Genomic DNA, 15,234 nt, shown 5'->3' with positions numbered 1-15,234 from the left:
CTTCGATGTCCTCCCCTCTTCATGAAGTCCTGGTTCTGACGCGTTCGGGGCGCTGGGACGAGGCCCACAACCTCGTGCAGAACGAGGATTCTCCGCTGGGCGCCTGGCTGCACGGCATTCTGCACATGCAGGAGGGTGATCTGGAAGACGCCGAGTACTGGTACGGCCAGGCCCATCGGCATTTTCACAGCCGCGGGACCCTGGAGGAAGAGCTCGGGCAATTCGAGGCCGAGCTGCTGAAAACCGCGGGTCCGTCCTGAAACGGGGCCCCGGCGCCTCGCGCTCAGCCCCCCAGGCCGGCAAAGACGTTCTGCACGTCTTCGTTGTCGTCCAGCGCGGCCAGGAAGGCCTCCACCTCTTCCAGCGCCTCGGCGCTCAGGCTGGCCGGGTCGATGGGGTTCTTGGGCCTGTAGCCCAGCTTGCTCGACAGCACGGTGAAGCCTTGCGCGGGCAGCGCGCGGCTCACGAGGTCGAGATCGGTCGGGTCGGTCAGGAAGACGGTCACGCCCTCTTCGTCGGCGAGCTCGAAGTCCTGCGCACCGGCCTCAATGGCCGCCACCTCGGCATCGGCGCCCGCGACGGCGGGTTCGGCTTCGATGATGCCGACGTGGTCAAAGTCCCACGACACCGAGCCGCTGGTGCCCAGTTGGCCCTTGCGAAACAGCACCCGCATGTCCGACGCGGCGCGGTTCACGTTGTCGGTCAGGCACTCCACCATCACCGGCACGCGGTGCGGCGCAAAGCCTTCGTAGATCACATGATCGAAATGCACCGCTTCACCGGTGAGGCCCGCGCCCTTCTTGATGGCGCGGTCCAGCGTGTCCTTGGGCATGGAGACCTTGCGCGCCTGCTCCACCACCAGGCGCAACCGAGCGTTGGCCGCCGGGTCGGCGCCGTGGCGCGCCGCGATCATGATGTCTTTGGCGAGTTTGCCGAAAAGGCGGCCCTTGGCGTTGGCCGCCAGGTCCTTGTGTTTCGCTTTCCACTGCGCGCCCATGGGAGTTCCTTGTGTTGTGGCTGACGGGGGTCCACGAGTTTAGTGGACGACCCCTGACACGACACCACTGGCGCGACGAACGCTCAACCCGCCACCGACTTCAGCCGCATCTGGTTGGGCAGCGGCACCGAGCGGCGCAGCACGTCTTCGGCCAGCCACAGGGCCGAGCGGCGGCCGCGTTCGGCCACCATGGGCAGCGGCATCTGCTGGTAGTCGTCGTTGAAGACTTCGAAGCTGTAGTCGCCCGCGTAGCCCAGGCGGTCGAGCTTCTGCACCATGTCCACGAGCTGTTCGCTGTGCACGCCCTCGCCGGGGAACACGCGGAAGGTGCGCGCGGTGCTCATGCGCTCCTCGAAGGTCTTGATCTCCTGCCACATGAAGTCGGCCAGCTGCACCAGGAAGATCTTGCTCGGGTCGAGGTAGTCGATTTCCTCCAGGGGAGTCTTGGCCGCGAAGATGTGGAACGAGTCCAGGCCCAGGCCCAGGTTGGGGCAATCGGCGCGACAGACCACGTCCCAGGCGGTGGTGAATTCGTTGACGGTGCGGCCCCAGGACAGGCCTTCGTAAGCGATCTTGATCCCCAGGGGCAGCGCCAGCATGGCGAGCTTGCGCAGGTCGCGCGCGAGGTGGTCCAGGTCCTGACTGGCATGGGTGGAGGTGGACGAGCAGGCCAGCAGCACTTGGCAGTCCAGCGCGGCACACATCTCCAGCATGGCCTTGGCGATGTCGATCTTGTAGTGGTGCAGGTGGCCGCTGAGGCCCTCGAAGTCGCGCAGCACCTGAAAGCCGGTGCCACGCAGGCCGCTGTCTTTCACGGCCTGCACCGCGGCCTGCATGCCATCGGGGTGGCCGTTGATGTCGTTGGCCTTGAGCATGACCTGCGAGAAGCCGGCCGCCTTCATGGCCGCGAGCTTGGCTTCGAGCGGGCCGGCCAGGGTGATGGTGTCCATGCCGAAGCCGCTGATGGCTTCGACGATGGCGCTGTGTTTCGGTTTCATGGCTGGTCCTCCGTGCGGCGCGCTGCGCTGCTCATGCGATCAGGCTCCGGTGCGCAGTTCGCTGTGCACCAGCTCGAACACCACCGAGCCCAGGTAGGTCTTGGTGATGGCGCCGCGCTGCTCGGTGTGCGCGGCCTGGGTTTCGACGAACTCCACGCCCAGCGCACGCAGCGCCTTCACGGCGGCCAGCACGTCGGGCACGCCCAGGCCGATGCGCTGCAGCCGCTCGTCGGCATCGACCACGTTGATCTCGGGTTCGATCAGCTGCAGCATGAAGCGGCGGGTGGCGTCCAGCGAGGGGGTGCGCAGCAAGGTGCCCTTGGGCATGATGCCGAAGCGCTGTTCGTCGGGGATCAGCTCGGTGCCGAAGAGCTCGTTGTAGAACGCGATCCAGTCGTTGCTGCGCTCGGGGCCGATGTATTGCACGACACCGAAGAAGTGGATGCCGGCGGTGGCCGGCGGGCGCTGGTCCACCGTGGGGATGGGCACGAAGTCCACGTCGTAGATCGAGAACTCCTTGTAGCGGTCCACGAAATAGATGCGGCTGCCGCCCGCGCCGTGGATGGCGGGGATGTTCAGCTCCATCACCTCCGCGTGCGTGGGCACGGCCCAGGCGCCGCGCTCCAGCACGTAGTGGTAGGCGGCGCGGGCGTCGCGCACGCGCAGCGCCATGGCCGAGATCGACGGCACCTCGCTGCCGTGGGTGGCGCCCTGGGCATCGGTGGGGTGGGCGTTGACGACGATGTTGAGATCGCCCTGGCGGTACAGCAGCACCTCGCGCGAGCGGTGGCGTGCCACCGGGCGAAAGCCCATCATCTCCAGCACCTGGCCCAGCGCCTGGGGCTTCGACGTGGCGTATTCGATGAACTCGATGCCGTCCAGGCCCAGCGGGTTGGCGGCGTCGCTGAAAGAAGCCTGTAGCGGCTCGCGGCCGTCGGGGGTGTTGAGCAGCAGGTCACTCATGCTTGTGTCTCCATCGGGTGAGCGCCGGGCCGGGCGTCAAAGGGCCAGCGGGCGCGGCATCGGGTGAGGTCACCCGCTACAGCTCTCACTGTAGGTGGGCACATCGGTTTTGACCTGCATGCACCGGATGGCGATGATCGATAATCGATCATCTTCGTTCGATCATCGATCGATATCAGGGTTTTCACCCATCCGTACCCGCCCTGCGAGCGTCACACCCATGCCCAACCCACCCGTTTCGACACCACCCCGGCTGGAGCCGCGCGACTGGATCGCCGGTCTGGAAAAAGGCCTGTCGGTCATCGAAGCTTTCGACGACCAGCACCCGCGCCTGACCGCGAGCCAGGCGGGCGCCCGCTGCGGCCTCACCCGGACCGCCGCGCGGCGCTACCTGTTGACCCTGGCGCACCTGGGCTATGTGGGCAGCGACGGCAAGCTGTTCTGGCTCACGCCGCGCATCCTGCGCCTGGGCCACGCCTACCTGGAGTCGGCGCGGCTGCCGCGGGTGGTGCAGCCCTTTCTGCAGCGCATCGCGGGCGGCACGCAGGAAATCGCCTACCTCGGCGTGCTCGACGGCGACGACGTGGTCTACATCGCGCGCAGCGGCGCGCACCGCCACATGAACACCGGCTACATGCTGGGTTCGCGCATCCAGGCGCAACTGTCGACCGCGGGTGTGGCCATCCTGGCGGCCATGGGCGAAGCAGCGGCCGATGCCTGGCTCGAACCCCGCGAGCTGCATGCTTTCACGCCGTTCACCATGTCCAGCAAGGAGCAACTGCGCAGCGAGTTGCAGCGCTTTCGCCGGCAGGGCTGGGCACTGCTGGAGCAGCAACTGGAGCTGAACGCACGGGGCATCGCGGTGCCGCTGCTGGACCGCAACAACGCGGTGCAAGGCGCGATCAGCATCACCATGCCGATCAACCAGGAAAGCAGCGAGGACGCGATCAAGCGCGTGCTGCCGGTGCTGCAGGAAGCGGCGCGAACGCTCAGGAACCTGATCTAGGTGTGGTGTCTCAGCAGCTTGTTCAGCCGCCCCGACCCAACACGCCGAGCACCGCCGTGAGATCGGCGCCCACGTGGTCGGGCCGAGGCCCGATGGTCTCGAACGGCAGGCCCTGGCGGTTGATCCACAGGGTGGTGAAGCCGAACCAAGCGGCACCCAGCACATCCCAGGCGTTGCTGGAGACGAACAGCACGTCCGTCTTCTCGGCCGGAATGTGGCGGGCCACCTCGCCATACGCCACCGGCATGGTCTTGAACTGGCGCACGCCGTCGACCGAGATCACGTGGTCCAGCAGGTCGCGCATGCCGGCGCTGTCCACGGCCGACGCCAGCATCTCGGGGTTGCCGTTGGAGAGGATCGCCGTCGTCATGCCCTGCCGGCGCAGGACCTCCAGCACGCCGCGGTTTTCCGGGAAAGCGGTGAGTTGCGCGTACTGCGCCATCAGCGCCTCTTCGTTGGCCTCCGAGAGGGGCAGGCCCAGGCGCTGCAGGGCGTAGCGCAGGGACTGGCGGGTCAGGTCCCAGAACGGCCGGTAGTGGCTGCTGCCCTGTTCGGCATCGGGGTCGCTGAGGGAAATCAGGCGCGTGTATTCGATCTGTTTGTCGCGCCACAGCGCCGACAGCGCGGCCCCCTGGCCGGGGTACAGGCGCTCGGCCAGCGCGCCGATGGAATACACGTCGAACAAGGTGCCATAGGCATCAAAAACCACCGCTTGAATCGCCATGGGACGGCCTCCGCCGGATCGGGTTGCACAACGCGCAGCGCCACCGGGTCGGGGCTGCGGTGTTGCATTTTGCGCCGCCGGTGCCTGCGCGCGGCGCCCCGGGCGCAAGGCCTCACCGGCACCGGCGCCATTCGGGAAGCCGTTGTGGGCATGGGGATAAGATGGCCCGCATGAACGTCCACATCCGATTCCTCGGCGCGGCCGGCACCGTGACCGGCTCCAAATACCTCGTCGAACACGACGGCCACAGCTTGCTGGTGGACTGCGGCCTGTTCCAGGGCTACAAGCAGCTGCGCCTGCGCAACCGCGACCCGCTGCCGGTGATGCCCAACCACATCGGCGCCGTGATCCTGACGCACGCCCACCTGGACCACAGCGGCTACCTGCCTCTGTTGGCCAAGGAGGGCTTTCGCGGCAAGGTCTGGACCACGCCCGCCACACGCGACCTCGCGCAGATCCTGCTGCCCGACAGTGGCCACATCCAGGAAGAGGACGCCAACTTCGCCAACCGCAAGGGCTTCAGCAAACACGCGCCCGCGCTGCCGCTCTACACCGAAAGCGACGCGCTGGACAGCCTCAAGCTGCTGCGCACCGTGCCCATGCACCAGCCCTTTGAGCCGCTGCACGGCTGGAAGGCCAGCTTCACCAGCGCGGGCCACATCCTCGGCGCGGCCAGCCTGCTGCTGGAGGTGGGTGGTAGGCGCATCCTGTTCTCGGGCGACCTGGGCCGGCCCGACGATTCGCTGATGAACCCGCCCGACAAGCCCCCGGCGGCCGACGTGGTGGTGATCGAGTCCACCTACGGCGACCGCGAGCACCCGGACGAAGACGTGCTCGCCGAGCTCGGCCCTGCCCTGCAACGCGTGGCCGCGCGCGGTGGCACGGCCGTGGTGCCGGTGTTCGCCGTGGGCCGTGCGCAGGAGATCCTGCACGCCATCGCCCTGCTCAAGGCCAACGGCGTGCTGCCGCACAGCCTGCCGGTGTACCTCGACAGCCCGATGGCCATCCACACCACCGACCTCTACGACCGACACCTGGGCGAACACCGCTTGAACGCCGCGCAATGCCGCGACATGGAACACGTGGCCAAGATGACGCGCTCGGCCGACGAGTCCAAGGCGATTGCGCAACAACATGGCCCCAAGATCGTGCTCGCCGCTGCCGGCATGGCCACCGGTGGGCGCGTGCTGCACCACCTGGTGCAGTACCTCGGCCACCACCGCAACATGGTCGTTCTCACCGGTTACCAGGCACCCGGCACGCGCGGCGCCAGCCTGTCGGACGGCGCGACCCAGCTGCGCATCCACGGCCAGGACGTGCCCGTGCGCGCCGAGGTGGTGCAGATGAAGTCGGCCTCGGCCCACGCCGACGCCAGCCAGCTCATGGACTGGCTGCGCGCCCTGCCCGCCGCACCGCGCCGCGTGTTCGTGACACACGGCGACATGGGCGCCTCCGACGCGCTGCGCCACCGCATCGAAACCGAGCTGCGTTGGCAGGCCCTGGTGCCTGAACATGGCTCGACCTGGGCTGTATGAAGCCCCCCTGCTGAAGCCCCCCTGCGCATGACTCCTTTCAAACCCCTGCTTCCACTCGCTGTTCTCGCGCTGGCCCTGCCCGCCTTCGCCCAGACCGCCCCACCCGAATTCACCCAGTGCATCGACGGCCTGCAAGGCGCTGCCCGCACCGCCGGGGTCTCCGAAACGGCCTACCACCGTTTCACCCAAGGCCTGCAGCCCGACATGAGCGTGATCGAAAAGCTCGACTTCCAGCCCGAGTTCCGCACCCCGATCTGGGACTACCTCGCCGGCCTGGTGGACGACGAGCGCGTGGCCGAAGGGCGTGCGCTGCTGGCCCAGCACGCCGAAACGCTGGAGCGCGCGCAGCAGCGCTACGGCGTGGACCCGGCCACGGTGGTGGCGGTGTGGGGGGTCGAGAGCAACTTCGGCCAGAGCTTCGGCAAATACCCGCTGGTGCAGGCGCTGGGCACGCTGTCGTGTTACGGGCGGCGCCAGACCTATTTCCGCACCGAGCTGTACGCCACGCTGCGCATCCTGCAGGCCGGCCACATCGCGCCCGAGCGCCTGGTCGGCTCCTGGGCCGGCGCCTTTGGCCATACCCAGTTCATGCCCAGCACCTTCGAGCGGCTGGCGGTGGACTTCGACGGCGACGGCCGGGCCGACCTGATGGACAGCACCCCCGACGCACTGGCCTCCACCGCGAACTTTTTGCAGAAGGCCGGCTGGCAGACCGGCCAGCCCTGGGGCTTTGAGGTGAAGCTCCCCGAGGGCTTCAACACCGGCGGCGAAGGCCGGCGCAGCAAGCGAGCCATCAGCGAGTGGAGCGCGCGCGGCGTGACCCGCGTGGACGGCTCACCCTTGCCCGCCAACCTCGGCAGCGCCGGCCTGATGACACCCGCCGGCCCCGCTGGCCCGGCGTTTCTGGTGTTCAGGAACTTCGATGCGATCTACAGCTACAACGCCGCCGAGAGCTACGGCCTGGCCATCGCCCACCTGGCCGACCGGCTGCGCGGCGGCGGTCCGTTCACCACCCCCTGGCCCACCGACGACCCAGGTCTCTCGCGCGCCGAACGCCGCGAGCTGCAAGGCCTGCTGATCCTGCGCGGCCACGAGATCGGCGAGGTGGACGGCATGCTGGGCGAGAAGAGCCGCGTGGCAATCCGCGCCGAACAGGAGCGGCTGGGCCACGAGGTGAACGGGCGGGGTGGGCAGAAGCTGTTGCAGGCGCTGCGCGGCGGATAGGCCAAATCAGCAGTGCGGATCGGGCAAATCGGTACAGTGCCCACACTCTGCATTGTTACGGCCTCCCCAAACCGGTTTGCCGCAAGCGGCATAACAAGCCTGTGAGGCTTCGTACGCCTGCTTCTGTTTTGCACATGTGGCCTGACTCGCGGCCACACCGACGGGCTCTTTCGGCGGCAAAGCGGACTCCGGCGGTGTTTTGTTCACCTCCTGCTTGGGCGCCGGTTTCGCTGCTGGTGGAGGCGCCACGAACCGGTTCATCAGGTTGGGCTTGCGCACCTTCACCTCCTCGACCTTCTCCCGACCCGCATCTGGCCGGTTGTCGTCGAAGTGGGTACGCCCTTGCGCATCCACCCATTGGTAGATCTCGGCCTGTGACGCGGCACACACGAGCCCCAACAGCCATGGCAACAGCTTTGCGCTGCGAATGATGGATTTCATGGTCCTCACACCCACCCAAACTGCGCCCGCACCTCGCGCGCCGTCACGTTCACCGGCGCGGTGGGGGCCTGGGTGTATTGCCGCAGGTTGGGTGCGCGCACGCCACCACCGTCCTGCCCGAGCACGGCCACGCCCTTGACGCGCCAGCCGAGTTCCCTGAGCGCGGCCACATAGGTCAGCGCGTCCGGATACTCCACGGTGTCGGTCTTGTTGGCGTTGGGCGAGAGGCAGAACAGCACCGCGTCGCAGCGCGAGCGCGTCACCTCCACCACGAACTGCTCGACCGTGGTTCGCGTGTCCTGCAGGGTGCCCACGCGGGCATAGAAGCGCAGGGGCCGCCGGCCACCCTGGATCAGGATGTCGCGCACACTGCGGTTGAAGCAGCCGGTGAGGCTGCGCACCAGGGAGGCTTTGCGGGTGTTGGGGTTGCCGATGACGATATAGGCGTCCATGGGAATGCACCGGGCCTCAGCCCAGCTTCACCGCCGTGCCGCTGACAGCGACCATCATCATGCCGTTGGTCTCGCCCATGACTTCGTAGTCGAAATCGATGCCGATCACGCCGTTGGCGCCCAGCTCTTTCGCGGCCTCGATCAGTTCTTCCACCGCGGCATCGCGCGCGCCGGCCAACGCGCGCTCGTAGCCACCCGCGCGTCCACCCACCACGTCGCGGACCGAAGAGAACATGTCGCGGAAGATGTTGGCGCCGATGATGGCTTCGCCATTGACCACGCCGAGGTACTGCTTCAGTTCGATGCCCGGTGGCGTGGTGGTGCTGAGGAAAAAGCCGTCGGTGGATTTCGAAAACCAGCCCATGTGAACTCCCGGTGGATGTGTGAGTGGGACGCACCCGCAGGTGCCTGCGGATTCATTGTGCCAGTGGCCACGGGCGCCCTCACCAGAGGGCAACCAGCTTCCCGCCCCGCAGCCCCCAGGCGTGTTGCGCCATGGCGCGCGCTTCCTGCTCGTCGTGGGTGACGAGGATGGCGGTCATGCCGGCCTCGGTGATGCGCTCGCGGAACTCGGTGCGCAGTTGCTCGCGCAGCGTGGCGTCGAGCGCGCTGAAGGGCTCGTCGAGCAACAGAGCGCGCGGTTGCGTGATGAGCGCACGCGCCAGCGCCACGCGCTGCTGTTCGCCGCCCGAGAGCGTCCAGACCTTGCCCGTCGCGTGTTCTGCGAGGCCGAAGCGCGCGAGCATGGCGCGGGCCCGCTCCCGCGCCTCGCCGCGGCGCACGCCCTGCTCCACCAGCCCGAAGGCCACGTTGTCCTGCACGTTGAGGTGCGGGAACAGCGCGAAGTCCTGGAACATGAGCGCGAAGCCGCGCCGCTCGGGCGGCAGGGCCGTGATCTCCACGCCGTCGAACCACACGCTGCCCGCCTCCGGCGCCTCCAGCCCGGCGACGATCTTCAGCAGCGTGCTCTTGCCGCTGCCCGAGGCGCCCAGCAGGGCCACGGTTTCACCCGCAGCCACGCGCAGGCCCACGCCGTCCAGCAGCGGACGGTGGTCCCATTGTTTGTGGATGTCGCGCAGTTCAAGCATGGGGGGCATTGTCTCTGGGTCGACCTTCGAGCAGCGTGAACGCGGCCAGCGCCAGCCCCATCAGCACGCAGGCGAGCACCAGCGCGGCGTCCAGGTTGGCGGCGCCGGGGCGGCCCAGGTGCTGGTAGATCAGCGTCGTGAGCGTGGTCCATTCGGGCCGCGAGAGAAACAGCGTGACGGCGAACTCGCCCAGCGCGGTGGCGGCGGCGAAGGCCATGCCACGGCGCAGTGCGGGCGCCACCAGCGGCAGCGTGACCCGCAGGAACACGCGCCACGGCCGCGCGCCCAGCGTGGCCGCGGCCTGCGCGTAGCTCGCGGGCAGGCTGTCGAGCGCGGCGGTGAGCGACTTGGCCACGAAGGGATAGGCCAGCAAGGCGTAGGCCGAAACCAGCAGGGCCAGGCTGGCGGTCCAGTCCGGGTAGAGCAGCAGCAGGCCGAAGGCGACCGTGACCGGCGACACCACGAACGGCAGGAAGGCGGCGGCGCGCCAGGCCAGCGCCAGCGCACCGCGCGCTTCTCTGGCGTGGCGCTGCAGGCTCGCCACGTCCAGCGCACGCACCGCGAGCGCGTGGGTGAGGCCGAGCGCCGTGGCCAGGGTCAGCGCCATGGCGGTGAAACGCAGCGTGTTCCACAGGGCCGCCCGCGTGTCGGCTTCGAGCAGCACGACCATGCCCTGCCCACCCAGCAACGCCTGCGCCGCGCGCCACACGATGGCCAGCAACGGCGCCGCGCACACGACGAACAACACCAGCAGCGCGGCGCCCACCGCCGCCCATTGGCCCAGACCACGCGGACGCTGGCGTGCGATGGGCGATACGCGGCCGGGCGCCGCGAGCCGCTTTTCGATCCAGGCGTAGGCCAGCGCCACGGCGCCGGTCAGCAGCAGCATCCAGACCGCGAGCACGCTGGCCTGGCCCAGCGCCAGCTCGTGCGCCACCAGGGTGTAGATCTCGACCTCGACCGTGGCGTAGCGCTGCCCGCCCAGGATCAGCGCGAGGCCGAAGCCGGCGAAGCAATAGAGGAACACCAGACACAGCGCCGAGGCCAGCCAGGGCGCGATCGCCGGCCACTCCACGCGCCAGAAGGCGCGCCAGGGCGTGGCGCCCAGCGTGCGCGCGGCAGCCACGCGCGGCGCGCTCACCTGCTCCAGCGCGTCCACGCCGGCACGCACCACCACGCAGAGGTTGAAAAACAGGTTGCCGTAGAGCAGCAGCCAGGGCGTGTCCACCAGTTCGATGCCGGCCCCGGCCAGCGGCGCGCCAAGCAGGCCACGCGGCCCCCAGAGCGCCAGCACGCCCAGCGCGGCCACCAGCGTGGGCACCACGAAGGGCAGCATCAACAGGCGCAGCACCAGCGAGCGGCCCCGGAACGCCAGCCGCGCCAGCACCCAGGCCACCGGCAGGCCCAGCGCCAGAGCCAGTGCGCAGGTGATCGCCGCCTGGGCCAGGGACCACAACACCCGCCAGCGCAGGAAGTCGTCCTGCCAGACGTCGAGCCAGCGCAGCGGCTCGTCACCCGACCATTCGCCCCCGCCCAGCCCTTCGACCAGCAGCCGCACCACCGGCGCCACCAGCAGCAGCGCCAGAAAGACCAGCGGCAGCGCGGGCAGCAGGTGGCGGGATCTCAATCCATGCATGAATGCACTGAACCCAGGCGCTCGGCCGGAGCACGGGCCCCCACCAGGGGGGAAGCCGCACAGCGGCGCAGGGGGGTCACTTCAACACCACCTTGGTCCAGCGCTGCAGCCAGGCCTTGCCTTTGCTGTTCATGTCGGTGACACCCGGGTTGTCAAACGCGGTGGGTTCGCTCGCGTGTTGCTTCATCACCTCCACGCGCGCGGCCCCAGCTTCGGCCGGGAACATCCACATCGTGGTCTGCAGCGCCTGCTGGGCCGGGGCCGAGCGCAGGAACTCGATGAACTTGCCGGCGGCGTCGCGCGCGGCCGGGTTGCCACCCTTGACCAGCGCCACCCCCTCGACCTGGCGGAACACGCCGCCCTTGAAGAACAGGTTGGTGGTGGGCGAAACGCTGAGTTTTTCCTTGGCGTAGAACACCTCGGCCGCCGGGCTGCTGGCGTAGCTGACGACGATGGGCCGCGTGCCGCCGTTGCGCGTGAACTCGGTGTAGTAGGCCTCGGTCCAGCCCTTGACCACCTTCACGCCGTTGGCGCGCATCTGGCCCCACCAGGTGAACGCCGCCTCTTCGCCCAGGCCGGCGATGGTGGCGAACACGAAGGCCTGGCCGGGGCTGGAGGTGGCCGGGTTCTGCACCACGAGCAGTTTGGCGTAGGCGGGCTTGGCCAGATCGTCGAGCGAGGTCGGCAGCGCCAGGCCCTTTTGAGCGAACCAGGCCTTGTCGATGTTGAGGTTCACGAAACCGTAGTCCACCGGCACCACACCCGAGACCACGCCGGTCTGGTCGGCGCCCTCGGCCATGGCCGCGGCCGAGGCGCGCTGGGCGGCGGGGCCGGTGTAGGCGTCGAGCACCTTCGCGGCCACGGCGCGCGGCAGCAAGGTGTTGTCGATGCCGTAGACCACGTCGGCGATGGGCCGGGCCTTGGTGAGGATCAGCTTGTTGACCATCTCGCCGGCGTCACCGGCCTTGACGATCTGCAGCTTCACGCCCGCGTCTTTCTCGAACTGCGCCAGCAGCTCCTTGGGCAGGTCGAACGAGCTGTGGGTGAGCACACGCAGCGGCACCGCCTGTGCCCAGACCGAGGGCGAAGCGCCCAGCGCCGCGAGGGAAACCGAAACCAGTGCTGCCGAAAAAAAACGCCGTTGCATGGGAAGCCGCCTTGTCAAAAAGAACGCCAGGGAAAGCGTCTGACAGGGACGGCAACGCACACATCGGCGGCCGGCTGCTCACGCTCCCTACGCTGGCACGATCCAGATCAGGTGAGAGGGGTATTTCTCAGCCGTGGCCCGCTGTGCGGTGGGCCCGGCACCCCCGGTGAAGCTGCAAATTGTAGACCCCGCCCTGTGCTTCGCGCAGCCCTGTGTTACCGTGGCCTGGGCCCGCAACCACGGCGGCCCACCCGCGAGATTGCCTCCTCGGCCCCGCATGCCCCTGCCCATGGTTCCCATGGAAGCGCTGTGCCCGTTCGATCAGAACCGTTTCACACCGCCCACCCACCATGAAAAGAACACCGCATGCCCGGCTACGAAGTCCGACACCAGACGGTCACCATCGGCGGCCTGGACTACGCCGTGCGCTCCCTGCTCGACAACCAGCAATACGCTGACCCGCACGGCAGTGCCGAAGACGCGGGCATGGGCGCTTCGGGATGGCCGCTGTTTGGCCAGGTCTGGCCCTCGGCACGTGTGCTGGCGCTGGCCATGCACAGCCACGCCATCGAGGGCAAACGTATCCTGGAGATCGGTGCCGGCCTGGCCCTGGCCAGCCTGGTGATCCACCGCCGCGCGGGCGACGTGACCGTGACCGACTGGCACCCGCTGACCGAGGCCTTCCTGCACGAAAACCTGCTGGCCAACGGCCTGGGCCCGCTGCCCTACCAGCCGGGTAACTGGGCGCTGGACGATGCCAACGGCGCCAGCGGCCTGGGCCGCTTCGACCTCATCATCGGCAGCGACGTGCTCTACGAACGCCAGCAACCGGCCCAGCTCGCGCGCTTCATCGACCAGCACGCCAGCGCGGGCGCTGAAGTCATCATCGTGGACCCGGACCGCGGCAACCGCAGCGCCTTCTGCCGCGAGATGGCGGCGCTGGGTTACGGGCTGAACATGCAGGCCGCCGACCGAACGCTGGAAACCGGCGAAACCTACAAAGGGCGCTTCCTCACGTTCGCGCGCTGAAACCGCGGACAGGTGCCGAGCGCCGGGAGGCTGAGCCACCGGCCCACTGGCGCCCGCCCACAAAAAAGGCCCTGCAAGGGCCTTTTTTGTGGGACCGCCGCGGGGGCGATCGGTACGGGTCAGCCGCCCTTCTTCGAGCGCTTGCCCGGGTTTTTCTTGCTGCGCGTGGCCACGCCACGTTCCAGGCTGACACGTTGGCCACGGCCAGGGGTGGCCAGGGAGACGCCAGCAATGGGCTTGGGACGGGGGGTGGCTTTGCGGTCGGCTTCGGTGACGATTTTGTTGCCCATGTCGGATCCAGACAGAAATTGGTTGAAAACCCCTCTATTAGGCCACAGGCCGCGCGGGCGAGGCCAGCGGCGCCCCGCCCGCGCCAGGGGGCCAACGCCCTGGCGGCCCTCAGCCCGCCACGTCCACCATGTTCCAGGTGAACGCCGAGTCGGTGGACAGGGCCTCGGCGCGGTGCACCGGCATCAGCCAGCCGTTTTGCGGGTTCACCTGGGCCGAGATGTCGATGCGCGGCGCCTGCGCCACCACGCCGCCGAAGATGGTGGCGAACGAGGCGTCGGCGGCGTCGCGCCCGGTGCCGATGCGCACGAAGCCCATGGGGATGGCGGTGCCCGAGGGGTCGAACAGGTACCAGCGGTGGCCGAGGTAGACCTCAACGTAGGCGTGGAAGTCGGTCGGGCCCAGCGCCGGGTCGGCGCCAAAGTCGATCGCGGTGGTGAAACGCGCGGGGATGTTGAGCGCGCGGCACAGGGTGATCATGAGGTGCGCGAAATCGCGGCACACGCCCTTGTGGTCGTTGAGCGTGTCCAGCGCCGAGGTCATGGAGTTGCTGCTGTTCGACTCGAATCTGACCTGGCTCTGCACCCACTGCTTGATGGCCTCCACGCGGCGGTAGCCCTGCGGCAGCTGGCCAAACAGGTTGTTCGCCATGGCGGTCACGCAGTCCGACTGGCAGTAGCGGCTGGGGTAGAGGTAGATCAGCGCCTCGGGGGGCAGCTGGGCCACCGGGGTTTCGAACACCGAGTCGGGCTGTGCCACGTGGTGCGTGATGTCGAGCGTGGCGCGGTAGCGCAGCTGCAGCGGGCCCGGCCCGGCGCTCAGGCGCAGCGTGCGGCTGCGGGTGGCCGGGTCGGTGTGCATGACCAAGGGCACGGGCTGGCTCACCTGGAGCTCTTCCCACACCACCTTCTGCTGGGGCGAATGGGCGGCCTGGACGTTGAAGATGAAGTCGGCGGACGGCGGGTGGATCGCGTACTGCAGATCGATGGCGAGGTGGATGCGGACCATGGGGATCACCGTGAAAAAAAGAGGCTGTGGGCCCGGGACGGGCCACTGGCGCGCACGCGCCGCAAAACGGTGAATGTCGTCAGAAAAACCAAAGGACCATCTTACGCGCACGCAAGCTTCGGGCCATGTGCGCCAGCACACGCCGGGCACGGAACAAACCACCCCGGCGCAGTCTCAAAACCCGTGCAGCCGGGTTGTTTTCCTGCTGCAGGAGGTACATGCCATGAAACCCCTGAAACACTGGACCGACGCGGTCAACGCCGTCCTCGGCGTCTGGCTGGTGGTATCGCCCTGGCTGATGGGCTACCAGGACAGCTCCGCGGCCATGTGGAACGCGGTCATCGTCGGGATGGCTCTCGTCGCCGCTGCGCTGGGCGCGATCTTCGTGCCACGGGCCTGGGAAGAATGGACCGAGGGTGGTCTGGCGGTGTGGCTGGTCGCATCGCCCTGGCTGCTGGGGTTCGCCGCCATGGAAGCCGCCATGCTCACGGCGGTGGTCACGGGCGTGGTGATCTTCGCGCTGGCGCTCTGGACCCTGACGACCGACAGCGAATACAACGACTGGTGGCACAAGGCCACCGGGCACTGAGCACCTGAACGGGGCGACCGGTCCCAAGCCAGCCGCCCCAGCGTGCAAAGCAAACACCCGCCGAGGGAGGGCGGATGGGATGGATTCGCGCATGCGCCAGTGCGCCTTG

At 68.4% G+C, this 15,234-nt stretch carries 18 protein-coding genes and 1 riboswitch; of the genes, 6 read left to right on the top strand and 12 right to left on the bottom strand.

The features are described from left to right. Window positions 1–5: 5 nt before the first annotated feature. Window positions 6–260, top strand: a complete 255-nt coding sequence (locus tag KIH07_RS13035; RefSeq protein ID WP_226492378.1) for a hypothetical protein — start codon at window positions 6–8, stop codon at window positions 258–260. 23 nt (window positions 261–283) lie between these two features. On the opposite strand, the gene KIH07_RS13030 is transcribed toward KIH07_RS13035, so the two are convergent. The 3 genes from KIH07_RS13030 to KIH07_RS13020 form a co-directional block, all read right to left on the bottom strand. Then, on the bottom strand, window positions 284–997 hold the full coding sequence (locus KIH07_RS13030; protein WP_226492377.1) for a YebC/PmpR family DNA-binding transcriptional regulator: 714 nt from the start codon (window positions 995–997) through the stop codon (window positions 284–286). Between the two features lie 83 nt (window positions 998–1,080). Beyond that, the gene (locus KIH07_RS13025) at window positions 1,081–1,995 is read right to left on the bottom strand and encodes a sugar phosphate isomerase/epimerase family protein (protein WP_226492376.1); all 915 of its coding nucleotides are present in this window, start codon (window positions 1,993–1,995) and stop codon (window positions 1,081–1,083) included. A gap of 39 nt (window positions 1,996–2,034) precedes the next feature. Further along, window positions 2,035–2,958 (bottom strand): 4-hydroxyphenylpyruvate dioxygenase, encoded by a 924-nt coding sequence (locus KIH07_RS13020; RefSeq protein WP_226492375.1) that lies wholly within the window; start codon window positions 2,956–2,958, stop codon window positions 2,035–2,037. Window positions 2,959–3,178: 220 nt separating this feature from the next. On the opposite strand from KIH07_RS13020, the gene KIH07_RS13015 reads away from it, so the two are divergent. Then, complete coding sequence (locus KIH07_RS13015) at window positions 3,179–3,964, top strand: IclR family transcriptional regulator C-terminal domain-containing protein (protein ID WP_226492374.1); 786 nt, start codon at window positions 3,179–3,181, stop codon at window positions 3,962–3,964. Between the two features lie 22 nt (window positions 3,965–3,986). On the opposite strand, the gene KIH07_RS13010 is transcribed toward KIH07_RS13015, so the two are convergent. Next, window positions 3,987–4,688 (bottom strand): haloacid dehalogenase type II, encoded by a 702-nt coding sequence (locus KIH07_RS13010; protein WP_226492373.1) that lies wholly within the window; start codon window positions 4,686–4,688, stop codon window positions 3,987–3,989. A gap of 170 nt (window positions 4,689–4,858) precedes the next feature. Between KIH07_RS13010 and KIH07_RS13005 the strand changes: the two genes are divergently transcribed. Beyond that, a complete protein-coding gene (locus KIH07_RS13005) occupies window positions 4,859–6,223 on the top strand; it encodes an MBL fold metallo-hydrolase (RefSeq protein WP_226492372.1) in 1,365 nt (454 codons plus the stop codon). 27 nt (window positions 6,224–6,250) lie between these two features. After that, window positions 6,251–7,447, top strand: coding sequence for a lytic murein transglycosylase (locus KIH07_RS13000; RefSeq protein WP_226492371.1), 1,197 nt, complete (start codon window positions 6,251–6,253; stop codon window positions 7,445–7,447). Between the two features lie 6 nt (window positions 7,448–7,453). Here the strand turns inward: KIH07_RS13000 and KIH07_RS12995 are convergent, their stop codons facing one another. The 6 genes from KIH07_RS12995 to KIH07_RS12970 form a co-directional block, all read right to left on the bottom strand. Next, on the bottom strand, window positions 7,454–7,888 hold the full coding sequence (locus tag KIH07_RS12995; RefSeq protein WP_226492370.1) for a DUF4124 domain-containing protein: 435 nt from the start codon (window positions 7,886–7,888) through the stop codon (window positions 7,454–7,456). Window positions 7,889–7,893: 5 nt separating this feature from the next. Continuing rightward, complete coding sequence (locus KIH07_RS12990; RefSeq protein ID WP_226492369.1) at window positions 7,894–8,340, bottom strand: hypothetical protein; 447 nt, start codon at window positions 8,338–8,340, stop codon at window positions 7,894–7,896. A 16-nt stretch (window positions 8,341–8,356) separates the two neighbouring features. After that, a complete protein-coding gene (locus KIH07_RS12985) occupies window positions 8,357–8,704 on the bottom strand; it encodes a heavy metal-binding domain-containing protein (RefSeq protein ID WP_226492368.1) in 348 nt (115 codons plus the stop codon). A 79-nt stretch (window positions 8,705–8,783) separates the two neighbouring features. After that, a complete protein-coding gene (locus KIH07_RS12980; protein ID WP_226492367.1) occupies window positions 8,784–9,428 on the bottom strand; it encodes an ABC transporter ATP-binding protein in 645 nt (214 codons plus the stop codon). Then, window positions 9,421–11,064, bottom strand: a complete 1,644-nt coding sequence (locus tag KIH07_RS12975) for an ABC transporter permease (protein WP_226492366.1) — start codon at window positions 11,062–11,064, stop codon at window positions 9,421–9,423. The genes KIH07_RS12980 and KIH07_RS12975 overlap by 8 nt, the downstream gene beginning before the upstream one ends. A gap of 76 nt (window positions 11,065–11,140) precedes the next feature. Next, entirely contained in the window at window positions 11,141–12,211 is a 1,071-nt protein-coding gene (locus KIH07_RS12970) for a thiamine ABC transporter substrate binding subunit (protein ID WP_226492365.1), read from the bottom strand. A gap of 66 nt (window positions 12,212–12,277) precedes the next feature. Next, window positions 12,278–12,386, bottom strand: a riboswitch (TPP riboswitch). Between the two features lie 191 nt (window positions 12,387–12,577). Between KIH07_RS12970 and KIH07_RS12965 the strand changes: the two genes are divergently transcribed. Further along, entirely contained in the window at window positions 12,578–13,240 is a 663-nt protein-coding gene (locus KIH07_RS12965) for a class I SAM-dependent methyltransferase (protein ID WP_226492364.1), read from the top strand. 119 nt (window positions 13,241–13,359) lie between these two features. Here KIH07_RS12965 and KIH07_RS12960 read toward each other — a convergent pair whose 3' ends face one another. Then, the gene (locus KIH07_RS12960) at window positions 13,360–13,530 is read right to left on the bottom strand and encodes a hypothetical protein (RefSeq protein ID WP_226492363.1); all 171 of its coding nucleotides are present in this window, start codon (window positions 13,528–13,530) and stop codon (window positions 13,360–13,362) included. Between the two features lie 109 nt (window positions 13,531–13,639). Further along, complete coding sequence (locus tag KIH07_RS12955) at window positions 13,640–14,536, bottom strand: transglutaminase-like domain-containing protein (RefSeq protein ID WP_226492362.1); 897 nt, start codon at window positions 14,534–14,536, stop codon at window positions 13,640–13,642. Window positions 14,537–14,759: 223 nt separating this feature from the next. Between KIH07_RS12955 and KIH07_RS12950 the strand changes: the two genes are divergently transcribed. After that, window positions 14,760–15,125: an SPW repeat protein gene (locus tag KIH07_RS12950; RefSeq protein WP_226492361.1), complete on the top strand. Its 366-nt coding sequence runs from the start codon at window positions 14,760–14,762 to the stop codon at window positions 15,123–15,125. The last annotated feature ends 109 nt before the right edge of the window (window positions 15,126–15,234 follow it).

This window comes from Hydrogenophaga taeniospiralis (assembly GCF_020510445.1).
GTDB lineage: Bacteria > Pseudomonadota > Gammaproteobacteria > Burkholderiales > Burkholderiaceae_C > Hydrogenophaga.
This window is presented reverse-complemented; position numbering and strand designations above follow the sequence as displayed.

What these genes read in the sequence shown, in the direction of transcription:
- KIH07_RS13035 (WP_226492378.1), top strand. Translation starts at nt 6, where the DNA reads ATGTCCTCCCCTCTTCATGAAGTCCTGGTTCTGACGCGTTCGGGGCGC.
- KIH07_RS13030 (WP_226492377.1), bottom strand. Translation starts at nt 997, where the DNA reads ATGGGCGCGCAGTGGAAAGCGAAACACAAGGACCTGGCGGCCAACGCC.
- KIH07_RS13025 (WP_226492376.1), bottom strand. Translation starts at nt 1,995, where the DNA reads ATGAAACCGAAACACAGCGCCATCGTCGAAGCCATCAGCGGCTTCGGC.
- KIH07_RS13020 (WP_226492375.1), bottom strand. Translation starts at nt 2,958, where the DNA reads ATGAGTGACCTGCTGCTCAACACCCCCGACGGCCGCGAGCCGCTACAG.
- KIH07_RS13015 (WP_226492374.1), top strand. Translation starts at nt 3,179, where the DNA reads ATGCCCAACCCACCCGTTTCGACACCACCCCGGCTGGAGCCGCGCGAC.
- KIH07_RS13010 (WP_226492373.1), bottom strand. Translation starts at nt 4,688, where the DNA reads ATGGCGATTCAAGCGGTGGTTTTTGATGCCTATGGCACCTTGTTCGAC.
- KIH07_RS13005 (WP_226492372.1), top strand. Translation starts at nt 4,859, where the DNA reads ATGAACGTCCACATCCGATTCCTCGGCGCGGCCGGCACCGTGACCGGC.
- KIH07_RS13000 (WP_226492371.1), top strand. Translation starts at nt 6,251, where the DNA reads ATGACTCCTTTCAAACCCCTGCTTCCACTCGCTGTTCTCGCGCTGGCC.
- KIH07_RS12995 (WP_226492370.1), bottom strand. Translation starts at nt 7,888, where the DNA reads ATGAAATCCATCATTCGCAGCGCAAAGCTGTTGCCATGGCTGTTGGGG.
- KIH07_RS12990 (WP_226492369.1), bottom strand. Translation starts at nt 8,340, where the DNA reads ATGGACGCCTATATCGTCATCGGCAACCCCAACACCCGCAAAGCCTCC.
- KIH07_RS12985 (WP_226492368.1), bottom strand. Translation starts at nt 8,704, where the DNA reads ATGGGCTGGTTTTCGAAATCCACCGACGGCTTTTTCCTCAGCACCACC.
- KIH07_RS12980 (WP_226492367.1), bottom strand. Translation starts at nt 9,428, where the DNA reads ATGCTTGAACTGCGCGACATCCACAAACAATGGGACCACCGTCCGCTG.
- KIH07_RS12975 (WP_226492366.1), bottom strand. Translation starts at nt 11,064, where the DNA reads ATGCATGGATTGAGATCCCGCCACCTGCTGCCCGCGCTGCCGCTGGTC.
- KIH07_RS12970 (WP_226492365.1), bottom strand. Translation starts at nt 12,211, where the DNA reads ATGCAACGGCGTTTTTTTTCGGCAGCACTGGTTTCGGTTTCCCTCGCG.
- KIH07_RS12965 (WP_226492364.1), top strand. Translation starts at nt 12,578, where the DNA reads ATGCCCGGCTACGAAGTCCGACACCAGACGGTCACCATCGGCGGCCTG.
- KIH07_RS12960 (WP_226492363.1), bottom strand. Translation starts at nt 13,530, where the DNA reads ATGGGCAACAAAATCGTCACCGAAGCCGACCGCAAAGCCACCCCCCGT.
- KIH07_RS12955 (WP_226492362.1), bottom strand. Translation starts at nt 14,536, where the DNA reads ATGGTCCGCATCCACCTCGCCATCGATCTGCAGTACGCGATCCACCCG.
- KIH07_RS12950 (WP_226492361.1), top strand. Translation starts at nt 14,760, where the DNA reads ATGAAACCCCTGAAACACTGGACCGACGCGGTCAACGCCGTCCTCGGC.